Annotated in this window: 15 protein-coding genes; 11 read left to right on the top strand and 4 right to left on the bottom strand. The window is 66.7% G+C overall.

Annotation, left to right across the window (positions count from 1 at the left end):
- The first annotated feature begins 37 nt into the window (after positions 1-37).
- From rcpC to tadG, 9 genes are read left to right on the top strand one after another with little or no spacing between them, the layout of a single operon-like run.
- Complete coding sequence (rcpC, locus tag ACM0M4_RS24265) at positions 38-949, top strand: type 4b pilus Flp biogenesis protein RcpC (RefSeq protein WP_003107382.1); 912 nt, start codon at positions 38-40, stop codon at positions 947-949.
- 13 nt (positions 950-962) lie between these two features.
- A complete protein-coding gene (rcpA, locus tag ACM0M4_RS24260; RefSeq protein ID WP_003107384.1) occupies positions 963-2,213 on the top strand; it encodes a type 4b pilus Flp secretin RcpA in 1,251 nt (416 codons plus the stop codon).
- 9 nt (positions 2,214-2,222) lie between these two features.
- Complete coding sequence (tadZ, locus tag ACM0M4_RS24255; protein WP_003093855.1) at positions 2,223-3,407, top strand: type 4b pilus Flp biogenesis protein TadZ; 1,185 nt, start codon at positions 2,223-2,225, stop codon at positions 3,405-3,407.
- Positions 3,404-4,669, top strand: a complete 1,266-nt coding sequence (tadA, locus tag ACM0M4_RS24250) for a type 4b pilus Flp biogenesis ATPase TadA (protein WP_003093851.1) — start codon at positions 3,404-3,406, stop codon at positions 4,667-4,669. Before tadZ ends, tadA begins: the two co-directional genes overlap by 4 nt.
- A complete protein-coding gene (tadB, locus tag ACM0M4_RS24245) occupies positions 4,666-5,550 on the top strand; it encodes a type 4b pilus Flp biogenesis protein TadB (RefSeq protein WP_003114981.1) in 885 nt (294 codons plus the stop codon). Before tadA ends, tadB begins: the two co-directional genes overlap by 4 nt.
- 9 nt (positions 5,551-5,559) lie before the next feature.
- On the top strand, positions 5,560-6,471 hold the full coding sequence (gene tadC, locus ACM0M4_RS24240; RefSeq protein WP_003103955.1) for a type 4b pilus Flp biogenesis protein TadC: 912 nt from the start codon (positions 5,560-5,562) through the stop codon (positions 6,469-6,471).
- Positions 6,468-7,205: a type 4b pilus Flp biogenesis protein TadD gene (gene tadD, locus ACM0M4_RS24235; protein ID WP_003114982.1), complete on the top strand. Its 738-nt coding sequence runs from the start codon at positions 6,468-6,470 to the stop codon at positions 7,203-7,205. The genes tadC and tadD overlap by 4 nt, the downstream gene beginning before the upstream one ends.
- Positions 7,206-7,227: 22 nt before the next feature.
- On the top strand, positions 7,228-7,512 hold the full coding sequence (locus tag ACM0M4_RS24230; protein WP_003114983.1) for a DUF3613 domain-containing protein: 285 nt from the start codon (positions 7,228-7,230) through the stop codon (positions 7,510-7,512).
- 24 nt (positions 7,513-7,536) lie between these two features.
- The gene (tadG, locus tag ACM0M4_RS24225) at positions 7,537-9,207 is read left to right on the top strand and encodes a type 4b pilus Flp biogenesis protein TadG (RefSeq protein WP_003123262.1); all 1,671 of its coding nucleotides are present in this window, start codon (positions 7,537-7,539) and stop codon (positions 9,205-9,207) included.
- Between the two features lie 25 nt (positions 9,208-9,232).
- On the opposite strand, the gene pprB is transcribed toward tadG, so the two are convergent.
- Positions 9,233-10,060, bottom strand: a complete 828-nt coding sequence (gene pprB, locus ACM0M4_RS24220) for a two-component response regulator PprB (protein WP_033948626.1) — start codon at positions 10,058-10,060, stop codon at positions 9,233-9,235.
- Positions 10,061-10,180: 120 nt separating this feature from the next.
- Positions 10,181-10,663: a type 4b pilus Flp prepilin peptidase gene (gene fppA / locus ACM0M4_RS24215; protein WP_003103961.1), complete on the bottom strand. Its 483-nt coding sequence runs from the start codon at positions 10,661-10,663 to the stop codon at positions 10,181-10,183.
- A 63-nt stretch (positions 10,664-10,726) separates the two neighbouring features.
- On the opposite strand from fppA, the gene ACM0M4_RS24210 reads away from it, so the two are divergent.
- Positions 10,727-11,233: a TadE/TadG family type IV pilus assembly protein gene (locus ACM0M4_RS24210; RefSeq protein WP_003120840.1), complete on the top strand. Its 507-nt coding sequence runs from the start codon at positions 10,727-10,729 to the stop codon at positions 11,231-11,233.
- Positions 11,234-11,242: 9 nt separating this feature from the next.
- Positions 11,243-14,011, top strand: coding sequence for a two-component system sensor histidine kinase PprA (pprA, locus tag ACM0M4_RS24205; protein ID WP_115288861.1), 2,769 nt, complete (start codon positions 11,243-11,245; stop codon positions 14,009-14,011).
- A 67-nt stretch (positions 14,012-14,078) separates the two neighbouring features.
- Here pprA and ACM0M4_RS24200 read toward each other — a convergent pair whose 3' ends face one another.
- Together ACM0M4_RS24200 and ACM0M4_RS24195 are read right to left on the bottom strand one after the other, a co-directional pair.
- Positions 14,079-15,548: an inorganic phosphate transporter gene (locus ACM0M4_RS24200; protein WP_003093821.1), complete on the bottom strand. Its 1,470-nt coding sequence runs from the start codon at positions 15,546-15,548 to the stop codon at positions 14,079-14,081.
- A gap of 143 nt (positions 15,549-15,691) precedes the next feature.
- Positions 15,692-15,943 (bottom strand): hypothetical protein, encoded by a 252-nt coding sequence (locus ACM0M4_RS24195; protein ID WP_003117142.1) that lies wholly within the window; start codon positions 15,941-15,943, stop codon positions 15,692-15,694.
- Positions 15,944-16,112: the final 169 nt, after the last annotated feature.

Genomic DNA, 16,112 nt, shown 5'->3' with positions numbered 1-16,112 from the left:
TCATCGACCTGTCCGGACGCATAGCAGGGGTCTGCCCATGAATAGCAAGGTGCTGATGGCCCTGGCCGGCCTGCTGCTGCTCGGTGCGGTGTTGCTCGGATACCTCGGCGTATCCATCGGCCGCGCGCCATCGAACGCGCACGCTCCATCCGTGGCGCCGGCTTCGGCGACGGTGGACGCTTCGCTGGAAAAGCTCGAACGCAAGCCGGTGCTGGTGGCCAGTCGCGATCTCCCGGCGCTGGCGGTGATCGGCAAGGACGACCTGAGCGTCGAGCTGTTGCGGACCGCACCGGTCGGTAGCTACGACAGGCCCGAGGCGTTGCTCGGCAAGCGGGTCTGGGTCGCGGTGCCGGCCGGCAGCATTCTTTCCGCCGCGACCCTCGAACCCGGCGGTCCGCTGGCCCGGACCATCCGTCCGGACGAGCGGGCGATGGCGATCGCTGTGGACGAAGTGGTCGGCGGCGGCGGCTTCGTCCTGCCCGGCGACTATGTCGACGTGATGCTCTTCGTGCGTGACGAGCGGGACGGCGAATCGACCCCGCTGGCGCAACTGGTGTTGCCCGGCGTCCGGGTACTGACCTACGGCGAGCGGATCGCCGTGGGCAGCGATGGACAGGACCGCTCGAACCAGGAAAAGGACCCGCGTCCGCCGCGTACCGCGGTGCTGGCGGTACCGGAGGACGGCGTGGCGCGGCTGATGCTGGCGAGCCAGGCCGGTTCGCTGCGCCTGGCCATCCGCAGCAAGGACGAAGAACTCTACCGCAGGGAGCAGGAAGGCGCGCTGCTGCAAGCGTCGCTGGGCGCGCCGAGCGCGGCGCTGAGTCTCGACCAACTGCTGGAGCGCCGCAAACCGACGGCGCCGAGCGTGCGCAGCGCGGCTCCGCGCGTGCCGGTGGCCAACGGGGTCACGGTCTACCGTGGCAGCGCCATGACCCATGAAGTGCCTTGAGGGGAGCCGGCATATGCATCGGAGCACCGGGATAGGCGTGTCGCGCTGGCTGGGAGGGCTGCTGGGGGTGGCGTTGGCGCTGCCGGCACTGGCTTTGCCGCAGGGCTGCATCGAGTTGCTGGCGCAGGCGCCGCGGGTCGACGTCGTCCAGGGACAACAGCGTGACCTGCGCCTGGCGGTGCCGATCGAACGGCTGGCCATCGGCGATCCGAAGATCGCCGACGTACAGTTGCTGGATCGTCGCGGCTTCCTGGTCACCGGTAAGGAACAGGGCTCCACCAGCCTGCTGATCTGGACCGGCTGCAGTCCCGAGCCGTTGCGCAGCCTGGTGGAGGTCGAGGGACGCGGTAGCGTCGATACCCGCGGTGCTCCAGCGTTCACCGTCGGCGCCGCAGAGGAGCTGCCGAACCAGGTGCAGACCGATATCCGCTTCGTCGAGGTCAGCCGCAGCAAGCTGAAGCAGGCCAGCACCTCGTTCGTCCGCCGCGGCGGCAACCTCTGGGTGCTCGGTGCGCCGGGCAGCCTCGGCGACATCAAGGTCAATGCCGACGGCAGCGGCCTGGGCGGCACCTTCGGCACCGGCAGCTCGGGATTCAACCTGATCTTCGGCGGCGGCAAGTGGTTGAGCTTCATGAATGCCCTGGAGGGCAGCGGCTTCGCCTATACCCTGGCGCGCCCGAGCCTGGTGGCGATGAGCGGGCAGAGCGCGTCGTTCCTCGCCGGCGGCGAGTTTCCGATCCCGGTGCCGAACGGCACCAACGACAACGTCACCATCGAATACAAGGAGTTCGGCATCCGCCTGACCCTCACCCCGACGGTGATGAACAACCGCCGCATTGCTCTCAAGGTGGCGCCGGAGGTCAGCGAACTGGACTACAGCGCCGGCATCCAGAGCGGCGGGGTGGCGGTGCCGGCGCTGCGCGTCCGGCGCACCGACACCAGCGTGATGCTGGCCGACGGCGAGAGTTTCGTGATCAGCGGGCTGACCAGCAGCAACTCGGTGAGCAACGTCGACAAGTTTCCCTGGCTGGGCGACATCCCGATCCTCGGTGCGTTCTTCCGCTCGACCAAGCTGGACAAGGACGACCGCGAGCTGCTGATGATCGTCACCCCGCACCTGGTCCAGCCGCTGGCCGCCGACGCACAGTTGCCGGACCTGCCCGGCGAGGGCCTGCGGCACTACGATCCGGGGTTCTCGCGCCTGTACTTCCTCGAGCGCGGCGAGTACGACGGCCAGCAGAACGACACCGGTCTGTCGGATTAGGAGGCGCGCATGAACCAGAACTTCGTGGCGCTGACCCAGCATCCCGGCGAACTCGACTGGTTGCAGAACAGCCTGGCGTCCGCCGGCCAGGTGGTTCCGGCAGGCAGCGCCAGCCTGGAGGAGCTGCTGGCGCTGCTCGACGTCACCGCCGCCGGGGTGCTGTTCATCAGCCTCGGCAAAAGCAACCTGGTGTCCCAGGGTGCGCTGGTCGAGGGATTGGTATCGGCGCGGCCGATGCTCTCGGTGGTGGCCATCGGCGACGGCCTGGACAACCAGTTGGTGCTGGCGGCGATGCGCGCCGGCGCGCGCGACTTCATCACCTACGGCGCCCGCGCCAGCGAGCTGACCGGGCTGATCCGGCGCCTCGGCGGACGCCTGCCCAGCGTGCCGGTGAGCGCGGCGCGCCAGGGCGAGCTGCTGACCCTGGTCAGCGCCCGACCGGACGCCGACGGCGCCTTCGTCGCCTTGCACCTGGCCAAGGCGTTGCAGGAGCAGACGCCGAACCAGGTCCTGCTGCTGGACGTCGGCCAGCCCACCGGCGAGGCGCTGGCGATCCTCGGCCTGGACTCGGCCTTCACCTTCAGCGATGCCTTGCGCAACCTGCGGCGCCTCGACCAGACCCTGATCGACAGCGCCTTCACCCGCCTCGACAGCGGCCTGCGGATACTCAGCCTGACCGACGAGCCCGGCGTGCTGGAGCGAGTCACCACCGCCGAACTCTATCTGTTGCTGGGCAACCTGCGCGGGGCGTTCAGCCATGTGGTGGTCAACCTCACCGGGCTGCCCGAGGGCGAGCTGAGCAACCAGTTGCTGGTGCAGGCCAACCGCGTGCTGTGGATGGTCGACCAGAGCGTACCGTCCTGCAAGAAGGGCCTGGAGCGCCTGCGCCGCCTGCGCGAGCGCAACCTGCCGTTGCCCTCCATCGAGTTGCTGATCGAGCGCTACCTGCCCAATGTGGCGCCGGACCAGCAGGCCCTGAGCCGGATGTTCGACCTCGATCTGTTCGGTGTCCTGCCGTTGTCCCCGGAATCGCGCCTGCGCGCGAAGAACCTCGGCAAGAGCCTGTTCGAGGTGGCGCCGCGCGACCCATTGGCGGCCAAGCTGCGGCAACTGGCGGACAGCCTGTGCGTGACACGCGGCGAGCGCCGTTCGCTGCTGTCCTGGCTCGGCCGGGCCAAGGCGGCGCTGCTATGAGCACGGGATTCGGCGCGCGTCCTGACGGCGGTGCCTTCCACTACCGCCAGGAGCAGGACATCCAGGCGCTGAAGCTGCGCCTGCACCGCTACATCATCGACGAGATCGACGAAGACGGCATGAACCTGCTGGAGGGCGCGCGCTCCGCCGTGGTCCAGTACGTCTCGGAAAAGGTCTGCGAATACGGCTCGCGCCATCAACTGGCGATCTCCCGCTACGAACTGGACCGCCTGGCCGAAGAGGTGGTCGACGAACTCACCGGCTTCGGCCCGCTGGAGATCCTCCTGCGCGATCCCGGCGTCTCGGAAATCCTCGTCAACGGGCCGGGCCGGGTGTTCGTCGAGCGGGAAGGGCGGCTCTACCAGAGCGACCTGCGCTTCATCGACGACCACCATGTGCTGCGGGTGATCCAGCGTATCCTCGCGCCCCTCGGCCGACGCCTGGACGAGTCCAGCCCGATGGTCGACGCGCGCCTGCCGGACGGCAGCCGGGTCAACGCGATCATTCCCCCAGTGGCGCTGGACGGGCCGTGCATCTCGATCCGCAAGTTCAGCCAGGAGCTGCTGCGCAGTGCCGACCTGCTGGCCTACCAGAGCGTCGACGAAGCCTTGCTCGAGTTCCTCCGCCAGGCGGTCTCGCGCCGCTGCAACATCCTCATCAGCGGCGGCACCGGCACCGGCAAGACCACCTTGCTCAACGTCATCAGCGGCTTCATCGACGAACGCGAGCGGATCGTCACCATCGAGGACACCGCCGAGCTGCAACTCGGCCACGACCACGTGGTGCGCCTGGAGACCCGTCCGCCGAACGCCGAGGGCTACGGCGAGGTGACCGCCCGCGACCTGATCCGCAACGCCCTGCGGATGCGCCCGGACCGGATCATCCTCGGCGAGATCCGCGGCGTCGAGGTACTCGACGTGCTGCAGGCGATGAACACCGGCCACGACGGCTCGATGAGCACGGTGCATGCCAACTCGGCGATGGATTCGCTGCTGCGCATGGAGATGCTGGTCGGCCTGACCGGCAACAGGCTGCCGGAGCAGACCTTGCGCCTGATGATCTGCGCCGCGCTGGACGTGGTGGTGCAGATCACCCGCCTGGCCAGCGGTCGGCGTTGCATCAGCGAAGTGCTGGAGGTGCTGGAGGTGCGCGACGGCGTGTACGTCACCAATACCCTGTTCAGTCTCGACCGGCGCGGTAGCGGGCAGTTCGTCCGCCAGGCCGCGCCGGTCGGGCAGAAATTCCGCCAGGCGCTGCTGTGAACGGCGCGCAACTGCTGGTGCTGTTCAGCGGCGTGCTGGCTTTCGCCGCGCTGGCCCTGGCGTTCATGGGCTGGCGCGCCGGGCGCAACGAACTGGTGGTTGAACGGCTGCTGGGACGCCAGGAGGCGGTCGCGGTGCGGCCGCGCAGCAGTCACTGGCTGGCTCGCCAGATGCGTCGCGCCGGTATCCAGCGCCCGCGCCCGTGGTTGTTCGGGGCGGCAGTGCTCGCGCTGCTGCTGGTCTGGAGCGGATTGGGCCTGTTCGGCACCATCGGCGCGCTAGGCGGCCTGCTACTGGCGGCGTTGTCCTGCCGCGTCGCCCTGGGCATGCTCTACCAGCGCCGCCTGAAGCGAATGATCCGGCAGATGCCGCGTTTCCTCGACCAGGTGGTGCGCAGCCTGCACGCCGGGCGCACGCTGGGCGACGCGCTGATGCAGGCAGTGGAGAATGCCGAGGAGCCGCTGCGCGACATCTTCACCCTGGCGCGCAACCACGTGCTTCTCGGCATCCACCTGCCGGAGGCGTTGCAGGAAGTCGCCGAACTCTACGAGGTTGAGGAGCTGCGCATCCTCGCCCTGGGCGTCTCGGTCAACCACCGTTATGGCGGCAATACCAGCGACCTGCTGGACAGCATCGTCAAGCTCATCCACGAGCGCGAGAAGCTCAGCCGGCAGTTGCACGCGATGACCGGCGAGACACGGATCAGCGCCTATGTCCTGGCCGGCGTGCCGAGCGCCCTGGGCGGCTACATCCTGGCGAGCAACCCGGGCTATCTGCTGAACATGTGGGCCGACGGCACCGGGCGTTTCCTGCTGCTGGCCTCGCTCGGGCTGCAACTGCTCGGCTGCTATGCGCTGTGGCGCATGCTCAAGAGCGTCTAGGAGGTGGCCATGCAGGCACAGTGGCTGATTTTCGCGGCGCTCCTGATGGCGGTCGGCGGTGCCTTGTTGCTGTTGCTCCAGGCGCGCAACGGCAGCCGCGAGCAGCGCCTGATCGAGAGGCGCCTGGGAGCGCTGGCCAACCCTGGCGGCTCGACCAGGTGGCTGGCCGGCATGACCGAGCGGATGGACGACAGCTTCTGGGTGCGGCGCCTGCAACTGATGGACAGCGAGGCCCGCCAGTTGCTGCAACAGGCCGGCTGGCACGAGAGTCGCTACCGGACCCTGTACCTGATCTCGGTGTTCCTCACGCCGCTGCTGTTCGTTCTCCTGGTCTTGCTGGTCAAGCTGCTGCGCGCCGAGAGCGAGGCGTCCTACGCGGTGCCGCTGCTGTTCGCCGCCGGCATCGGTTTCCTCCTGCCCAAGCAGGTGCTCAAGCACTTCGCCAAGGCGCGCCGGGCGCTGATCGCCGACGAGATGATCCTGTTCGTGCAACTGATCCGCATCCTCTTCGACGCCGGCCTGACCGTGGAGCAGACGCTGCGCGTGGTCTGCCTGGAAGGCCGCGGGATCACCCCGCAACTGGCCCGCGAGCTGGACCTGGCGCTGACCCGTGCCGACAACGGCATCGACCTGGCGGAAGAGCTGGAGGCGCTTGCCCGGCGCCTGCAGGTGGACCCGCTGAACGACTGCTGCGGCGTGCTACGGCAGATGTTGCGCCAGGGCGGCAGTGCGCGCAGCACCCTGCTGACGCTCAAGCAACTGTTCGAAGACCGGCGCCTGACCACCTTGCAGGAACGCATCGGCAAGCTGTCGGCGAAGATGAGCCTGGTGATGATGGTGCTGCTGTTCCCGGCGCTGCTGATCGTCCTCGCCGGTCCGGGCGTCATTGCCATCACCAAGGCCTTGGGAGGACTGGGATGAAAGCACTGATCGGCATCGGCCTGTGCGCCGCCCTGCTCGGCGGTTGCGCCGCGCTGCCGGGGCGGGACGGCCCACGGGAGTGTTCGCAGCAGCTCGGCCAGGAGCAGGAACTGCAGATGAACATGGTCCGCGACATGATCCGCGAGGGCCGCCTGCATGCGGCCCTGGCCAACCTGGAAAGCATGCCGCCGGGGTTGCTCGACGTGCGCGAGGAAAGGGCGCTGATCCTGCGCCGGATCGGCGACCCGCGGGCCAGGGCCGAGTACCAGGCCCTGCTGGAAACCTGCAAGGCACCCGAGGCGCACCACGGCCTCGGCCTGCTCGCCCTGCGCAATGGCGACAGCGCCCGGGCGGTCCTCGAGCTGCGCGAGGCGGCGCGCCTGCGGCCGACCGAGAGCCGCTTCCGCAACGACCTGGGGGTCGCCCTGCTCAAGCGCGGCGACCGTGTCGGCGCGCGCTTCGAATTCATCACTGCGCTGGAGTTGCAGCAGGGTGGCAAGCTGCCGGCGACCAACCTGCTCGGCCTGCTGTACCTGCAAGGCGACCGGGAAGATGCGCAGCGCCTCATCGAGCGTTTGCAGCTGGATGCCCGGGACATCCGCGCGGCCGAGGCGCGGGCGCGCAGCTGGGGTGCCGTACCGACACCCGGCGCGGCGCCGGCAAGCGACGACCCGCTGGCGGAACTGCCGGCGGAGGCGAATATGCATACCGCGATGGCCAACGAGGCGCCCTGAGCCGGCGCCGGAGAGGTGAACCATGCACGAGCGAATCCTGTTCGGCGTCTTGCTGCTCCTGTCCGGCACGGCCTGGGCCGCGGACACGCCGGCGGTCCGTCCTGCCGCGCCAGCGACGGCCGAACCGCAGACCGCCACCCGCGCCTGGCTGGCCATCCAGGCGAGCGGCCGGGCCGCCAGCCCGGTTCGGCAAAGCGCGACCGCCGCCGAGCGCCAGCGTGCCTACCAGCGCTACCTGAAAAGCTATGAGCACGAGATTCCCGAGTACCTGCTGGAAGATCGCGGCTTCGGCGAGAGCAAGAACTGACGGTTCCTGGCGGAGGGGCAGGGCATGAACGGATGGCCTGCAAGACAGCGCGGGGCGATCGGCATCCTGGCGGCGACCACCCTGCTGCTGGCCTTGATCTGCCTGTTGCTGGTGGTGGATACCGGGCGGCTCTACCTGGAGCAGCGCAACCTGCAGCGAGTGGCGGACGTGGCGGCGCTGGAGAGTGCCTCCCAGGGAGCCTTGTGCGGCGACCAGAGTTCTGCCCAGGCGACGTCTTTCGCCAAGGCCAGCGCGATGCTCAACGGGTTCGATGCGGACGCCGCCGGCTCCAGCCTGTCGGCGGAGGTCGGCGGCGTGCTGAGTGCCGGCGGCCTGCGCAGTTTCATAGCCAGCGCGTCGAACGCGGCTGCCGCCAACGAGGCGGTGCATGTCGAGGTGACCAAGAGCGTTCCCGGCAGCCTGGTCGCCAACCTCGGGGGACTGTTCGGCGGCGGCAATGCCAACGTCGATCTCCGCGCAGAGGCTGTGGCGCGACGCCTGCCGAACGCCACGATTTCCGCAGGCACGGGGCTGGCGAGCGTGAACAGTGGCCAATCGGCGTTGCTCAACCCCATCCTGAGCGGATTGCTGGGCACCCACATCGATCTCTCGGCGGCGGCCTACAACGGTATCGCCGACGCGAAGCTCAGTGTGCTGGACATTCTCGGCGCGGATGGAATGGGCTTGATCGGGGTCGATACCAGCCTGGGGACCATCGAACAGTTGTTGAATACCAACGTCGGCTTGCAGCAGGTACTCGCCGCCAGCGTGAACGTCCTGGCGAAGAACGGCGTAGCCTCGGTCGAGGCCCTGAGAGCGCAATTGGTGGGGGTAAAGTCGGCCACGTTGAAACTGGGAGACTTGCTGGGGCTGAGCGCCGGCGAGGTGAACAGCATGTCGCAGCTGGATACGGCGATCAATGCGCTGGATCTCATCATGGCGGTTGCCCAGGTCGCCAACAAGAATTCCGCGGTCGCCGTGAACCTGGGTATCCCTGGATTGGCCAATGCACGGCTCACGGTCGTAGAGCCGAAGAGGATCGTCTCCGGGCCGCCAGGGCAGGATGAGAGCGGTGCCTGGCGCACGGAGGTGCGCCAGTCCCAGGTACGACTTACGGCGGACATCGATTCCGGGTTCCTGTCCATTCTCGCCACCACGAAACTGCAACTGGCCATCGAAGGCGCGTCGGGAGCCGTCTGGCTGAAAAGCATGGCCTGTACCCGCCCGGATACCGCGTTGGACTTCGGTTGGAGAAGCAGTGGAGCGACGATAAAGATCGGCAGTCCGGCCAACATCGATCAGGTCGGCTCGATTCTGGTGCTTGGCGGCTTGGTGCGATTGGATCTCAAGCTCGATACCTCGATCGCCGGCAGCTCGGGCGATACGCGATTCAACGTGAAAGCCGACGGTTCCGATCTCGTCCAGAGCCGCAGGTTGCCGGAAAGCGGCTTTCTCGCCAGTACCCTGAAAACCAGCATCAACGTCAATCCCGTGGTGCTCGGACTGTGCTTGCCTTTGCTGTGCGGCTCGACGGCGCTCACCGACCTCATCGTGAATTCCGTGGTGGCACCTCTGGTCGATGGGCTGCTGACGCCGATCCTGAATCTGGTCCTGCCCTTGCTGGGGGTACAACTTGGATACATCGACGCGGAGATTCTGAAGGTCGATGTCGGCAGGGCGGAACTGCTGATCTAGCAGGCCCGCCGGGCCATCGCGCCTGTCAGTGCACCACCGCTCCGCTGCCCTGCTGCATCGCCGCAGGCGACAGGGCCAGCGCCAACTGGGTGCGGTTGTGCATATGCATCAGGCGCAGCACCTGGGAGACGTACAGCTTCACCGTGTTCTCGGTGATGCCCAGCTCGTAGGCTATCTGGTAGTTGGTCAGGCCCTTGCTCACCAGCCGCGCCACCGCCTGCTGGCGGGGCGACAGCTTGCCGAACAGCGGATTGCTCGGGGACACCTGGCTTTCCGCGACCGGCGTCGGCGGCGCGGACGGCTGGCTGTCTTCGCTCCTGAGGGCGCTCGGCTGGCTGTTGCCGTGTACCTCGTACTTGATCTTGTGGATGTCGCGGTAGATCGAGTTCAGCGATTCGGCGAGGTATTCCAGGCGCTGGTTGACGTGGCTCAGGCTCAACTGGCTGCGGACGCGCTCGTGCAGGCGGCTCTCCAGGCGTTCGAGGCCATGCAGCAGTTCCTGCGGCGCCACCGGTTTCTGGTAGTAGTCGGCGGCGCCGACCCGCATGGCCTCGATCACTTCCTGGCGGCCATCGTGACCGGTGAGGATGATCGATTCGAAGAACCTGCCGTTGCCGGCGACTTCCTTGAGGCTCTCGATCAGGCGGATACCGTTGTCCTGCCCCAGGTAGAGGTCGCAGATGACCAGGCCGATGTTCGGGTCGGCCTGGAAGCTGGCGATCGCCGACTCCCGGTGGGTGCTGGTTACGCAACGGTAGCCACTGTTTTCCAGCAGTTCGCGGAGTTCCGAGGTCACCTGGGGTTCATCATCGATGATCAAGACGCTGAAATGCCGCGAGGCCGGTTTGTCCATGGTCATACGCTCCATTTGCTTATTTTGTTTTTAACAGGGGACGTGCATTGGAATGCAGCCATACCGAATGGTATTAGCCATAAGCATATAGTCGCTAAGTGAGGTCTTCCGCAAGTTTACTCAGATAATTTTACTGATAATCAGATGTGCCAAAAGGCCGGCGCCCATGGCGAATATAAAAGGGAATGACTTGTTTTTTGACGGTGCCCTTCGAAGGCGAACTTCTTCATTCATTGCGGACTTTTCTACCGAACGTTTGAATAACTTTACGAGGATGAATAGCGCGATGCACAGCAGGCAGCCGAAGGCCAGGCTATAGAGCACCGTAAGCGGGTCGCTGGCCAGCCCCAGTGCGGCCAGGTACTTGACGTCGGCGGCGCCGAGCCTGCCGAGAAGGTAGCCGGGAAGGCTGAGGCAGACGCCTATAAAAAGTGCGGTCATTGCCATATTAACCGTAGCGCCGGTCAGGCTTGACTCTTTCACATATAAATAAACAAAGGAAATAAGAAAACCGCCCAGGATAAGCCAGTTGGAGACGCGCAAACGTTTGATGTCCTGATATCCGCAAACGCTTGCCCACAAGGCCAGTGCTAATTGCTCCATCCTGTTCTTCAGCCTTTTTTCGACATCTGGATTAATACCTTTTCAGTAACGTTGGCGGAGCGAATGACGACTAGTATTAAGGATGCGGATCGGGGATGTCAGCTCATGCTCGGAAAAGCTTCCCGGCGACGCCAGCACGGCGCCGTCGCCATCGAATTCACAGCGATCTTCCTGCTGTTTTTCGCGCTGGTCTACGGCCTGATCAGCTACAGCATTCCTTTGCTCATGTTGCAGTCGTTCAACGATGCCGCTGCCGTGGGGGCCCGTGCGGCGATCGCTGTCGATCCCTCCGATGCGGGCTACGAGAGCCTCGCCGAAGCCCGTGCCAGGGACGAGTTGCTCGCACGCCTGGACTGGATGCCGGCGGCTTGGCGAGCGAACCTCCAGCCTTGTGCCGGTAATGGCCAGTACGCCGACTACGTCAGCGCCACGTCGCGGATCGAGGTCTGCGTGCAGTACCCGTACGGCGATCCGGGCAAGGCGATCATCCCCGTGCTGAGCTTCCCCGGCATCGGCGCGATTCCCAACCTGCCGCAGACGCTGAAGGCGAGTGCCAACCTGTTGCTGTGAGGTGGTCGCATGTTCGAATTTTCCCGCTCGTCGTCCGCCGAGGCCGAGAGGCCGGAACCCTTTTCGCAGGAAGGCCCCGCCCTCTGGAGCGCTTCGCTGAGGAGTTGGGACCTGTGCTTCGAGATGGACGAACAGGACCGCGTGATCCGGGTCGGCGGGCGGCAGGCGTATCGTCTGCAGTGCGCCCATGGGCTTGGCGAACAGCCGCGGCCTTTCGCCGAGTATCTGGAGCGGCGCGCCCCCGGTGCGCCGACGCTGGCCGGCCTGCGCCGGGGCGAGCGTCTCGACCTGACGCTGCGCAGCGATGCCGCCGCGCCATTGACCTGTCGTTTCCAGCCGATGCAGCCGCTCGACGGCCTGGGACGCTCGCTGCTGCTGGGCATGGACATCTCCGACCTCAACTGGCAGTCCGACAGCCAGCAGCACCAGTTGCAGAGCCTGAGCCTGGGCAAGCTGATCCTTTCGCGTCTGCGCCATGTCTCCCACGGGCACCTGGCGGAGGCGGTCCAGGAGATTCTCGAATCGCTCTCCGGCGCGTTCCAGATGCAAGCTATCGCCCTGCTGCTGGGCGACGGCAAGGGTTTCTGCACGGTCTTCGCCAGTCATGTGCGGCCTGGCAGCGACAGTTTGCTGCGACCGCCCCTGCAACTCGCCGACGACGATCTGCGTGAAGGGGCGGGCGCGCGCTTGCTACGCCGTGGCGAAGGCGCCTCGACGCTGCTCCGGCAGATCGGCGAGGACGCGCTCTACCTGGTGCCGGCGGCGATGCGCGGTGGCCGCCTGGGGGCGTTGCTGGTGCGGCCGATGTCGCTGGAGCAGCTCGCCCAGGGGCCCGCGCCGCAGGACTGGCAATACCTCGCGGAACTGCTGGCGAACCAGGTGGCGGACCGCTGCGAACTCCACGAGCAGCACGACAGTTCGCGCAAGCTGGGGCTGTTGCAGGAGATGATCGGCGGCGGCTGGTGGCGTTACTGGGCGGAGCAGGAACTCTTCGAACTGGCGCCGGCCTTGCACGACAGCCTGGGGTTGACCGGCGAGTATCGTCGGGTGCCGCTGGAACACCTGCAGGGCCTGCTGCAACCGGCGGACGCCGACGAACTCGGCCTGCGCCTGCGTGCCAGCCTGCGCAGCGGCCAGGCGTTGGCCCAGGACCTTTGCCTGCGTCAGCCGGATAGCCGCGGCGAGCGCCGCTGGCTGCGCATCGAGGGCCGGCCGCTGGGACGCGGCAGCGCCCTGGGGTTGTCCGGCGTGCTGCTCGACATCAGCGAAGGCCGGCGCCAGGAGGAACGGGTACAGGCGGCCCACGCGCGGCTGCGCAGCCTGATCGACAGCGCGCCGGTGGTGATCTACGTCCAGCGGGTCGAGCAGGGGCACCTGGTGCCGGAGTTCTACAGCGAAAGCGCGAGCAACCTGCTCGGCCTCGACTTGCAGGGACAGAGTTGGCAGGCGCTCGCCGAACGGGTGCATCCGGACGACCTGGAGGCCTTTTTCGCCCGTGGCCGCGAGTTGCTTCGCGAGGGCCGGGTGAAGACCCGCTATCGCCTCGCCGATGGCCAGGGCAACTGGCACTGGCTCTACGACGAAGCCAAGCTGCTGCGCGATGCCCAGGGCCTGCCCAGCGAGGCGGTGGGCCTGTGGCTGGACGTGACCGAGCAGCACCTGGCGGCACAGCGTATCGCCGAGAGCGAGGAACGCTACCGGGTCCTGGTGGAGGATTCGCCGGCGCTGATCTGTCGCTATACCGCCGACCTGGTGCTGACCTACGTGAACCGGACCTTCGCCGATAGCCTCGCGACCAGCCCGGAGCGCCTGGTCGGTCGCCGGCTCGACGAGTGGCTGGCGGCGGAAGACGCCAGCGCCTTGCGCGCGCGTCTGCTGGGCTCGCCGCGGGAGGGCGCCAGCGAGGTGCCGGAGCTGCGCTTCAACCTGCCGGGGCAACGTTTTCTCTGGCTGGTGTGGGCCGAGCGGCCGTTGTTCGACGCCCGTGGCGAATTGTGCGAGGTACAGGCGGTGGGGCGTGACAACACGCCGGTGCGCCGGGCCCAGCAGCAACTGGCGCAAGGCGCCAAGATGGCCAGCCTGGGGGAGATGGTCAGCGGCCTCGCCCACGAGGTGAAGCAGCCGCTGCACGTGCTGCGCATGACCCTCTTCAACATGCGCCAGCGGATGAACAGCGTCGGCCTCGACGGCGACTACCTGGGCGAGAAACTGGAGCGCATGGATGCCCAGGTCCTGCGCGTCGACCGCCTGGTCAGTCACCTCGGCGTGTTCAGCCGCAAGTCGGCGCTGGAGGCGCTGCCGTTCGACCCCTATGCCGCCTTCGAAGGCGCCCTGGGCCTGCTCGGCGAGGGGCTGCGTCAGCACGCCATCGAGGTGGAGTGCCCGGCGCCGACGCAGCGGATGGTGGTGCGAGGGCAGGCGGACCAGTTGGAACAGGTGATCATCAACCTGCTCGCCAACGCCCGCGATGCCCTGCTTGGCAATCCCGGCCTGGCCAGCCGGCGCGTTCGCCTGGAGCAGGTGGCTTGCCGCGAACCGGGCTGGGTCGAATTGCACGTGCACGACAACGGCGGTGGGATCGAACCGCTCCTGCTGGAGCGGATATTCGAACCCTTCTTCACCACCAAGGCGGAGGGCAAGGGTACCGGCCTGGGTCTCTCGGTCAGCCACGATCTGGTGCGCAACATGGGCGGTAGCCTGACGGCGGCCAACCAGGGGGAGGGTGCGTTGTTCGTGGTTCGCTTGCCGCTGGCGGCGCCCGCCGAGGCGGGCGGATGACGTCGGTGGGAGCGCGGCAAAAAAACGCCTGCGGACAAGCAGGCGTTTTTTCAACCGGCGAGGCGGCTCAGATGAATTGCGAGGCCAGCCAGAACAGGCCGGCGGACAGCGCCATCGAAGTCGGCAGGGTGAGTACCCAGGCCATCAGGATGTTGCGCACGGTGCCGCCGTGCAGGCCGCTCTTGTTCGCCACCATGGTCCCGGCCACGCCGGAGGACAGCACGTGGGTGGTGGACACCGGCAGGCTGTAGATGTTGGCCATGCCGATGGCGGCGGCGGCGGTGATCTGCGCGCTCATGCCCTGGGCGTAGGTCATGCCCTGCTTGCCGATCTTCTCGCCGACGGTGAGCACTACGCGCTTCCAGCCGACCATGGTGCCGATGCCGAGAGCCAGGGCCACCGCGATGATGACCCAGAACGGCGCGTATTCGGTGGTCGCGGTCAGGTCCTTGCGTAGCTTCTCCAGGTCGGCCTTCTCCCGCGCCGGCAGGTCGGACAGCTTGCCGACCTTCTTCGCGGTGTCGTCCAGGCACAGCAGGTAGCGACGCACCTGCACGCGCTCGTCGGCGTCCAGGTCGTTGTAGCTGGGCACGCCGCGCAGGTCGCGGAGCAGCGCGTTGATGGTCGGCTCGGTCTGTTTCGGATCGCAGCGGTAGAACTGCGGCATCTCGCTGCCATTGCTCTTGCCCAGGGCCAGCATGTCGCCGAGGGTATCGGTGTGGCGCTGGTAGAACTGGCTGAGGTGCAGGGCGGCGTCGCGGGTGCGCTCGATCTGGTAGGTGGTGCTGTTCAGGTCGAGGACGAACTTGGCCGGGACGATGCCGATCAGTACCAGCATGATCAGGCCGATACCCTTCTGGCCGTCGTTGGAGCCATGGACGAAGCTCACCGCCATGGCGGAAAGCACCAGCACCAGGCGGTTCCAGAACGGCGGGTGCTTCTTCTCGTCGAGTTCGCGACGGGTTTCCGGGGTCTTGTGCATCTTCGACAGCGGACGCCACCACTTCAGTCCGAGCAGGACCAGCGCGGCGACCATGAAGCCGGCCAGCGGCGAGAAGATCAGCGACAGGCCGATGTCGATCGCCTTCTGCCAGTTGATCCCTTCGGCCAGCGGCACGTCGGTGATCAGCGCATTGGCCAGGCCGACACCGAGGATCGAGCCGATCAGGGTGTGCGAGCTGGAGGCCGGGATGCCGAAGTACCAGGTGCCGAGGTTCCAGGCGATGGCGGCGGCGAGCAGGGAGAAGACCATCGCCAGGCCATGGCCGGTGTTCACGTTGATCAGCAGCTCCACCGGCAGCAGGTGAACGATGGCGTAGGCCACGCCGACACCGCCGAGCAGCACGCCGAGGAAGTTGAACACACCGGAGAGCATCACCGCCCGGTAGGGGGACATCGCTTTGGTGTAGATGACGGTGGCCACCGCGTTGGCAGTGTCGTGGAAGCCGTTGATGAACTCGAAGGTGAGGACGAAGGCCAGGGCCAGCACCAGGCTGATACCCACCCAGGCATCGAGCCCGCTGAAAAGATCGAACATGTGAGAAACCGGTCAGAGACGGGGCGGCGATTATGCCAGATGCGTTTTTATCCGTCTGGAACTCCGGAAGGTTGCCATTGTCGCGGGCAACGCCCCGTCGCATCGGGCTTTGCGGGAAAAACGAAACAGATTGAAACGCTTCGTTATCCGTCGCTCTCCTGTCGGTTGGAGGTAAATGGAATGGGGTTCGCTGCTTCCTGCCCGGCCTTGAGACGCTCTTCTTCGATCTTCTGCAGTTCTCTGTCGAACGCCTGCTCCTGAACGGTTGGGCGTTTGCGCCAGGGCTTGCGGTCGGGTTCCGGCTGGGCGGCATAAAGCGTCACTTCGCCGCCGTACACGTCCTTGTAACGCTGTTCCTCGCGCGCCAGCGCGGCACGCAATTCGTCTTTCGTCACGGGTGGTCCTGAGTCCAAAAAGAGCGGGCCCGATAGCGACCAGGCTGGGCGGAAGCGGGGTCCGGCCAGCGCCGGTTGGGAGTCTAGTCGACCGCTACCGGCTGTAAATGGGCGCGGAATTATAACGTGGGCTCCGGGCTTGTCATACGGTGTCGGCCGACGGACGGCA

This window comes from Pseudomonas sp. 18-147 (assembly GCF_051048045.1).
Classification (GTDB): Bacteria; Pseudomonadota; Gammaproteobacteria; order Pseudomonadales; family Pseudomonadaceae; genus Pseudomonas; species Pseudomonas aeruginosa.
This window is presented reverse-complemented; position numbering and strand designations above follow the sequence as displayed.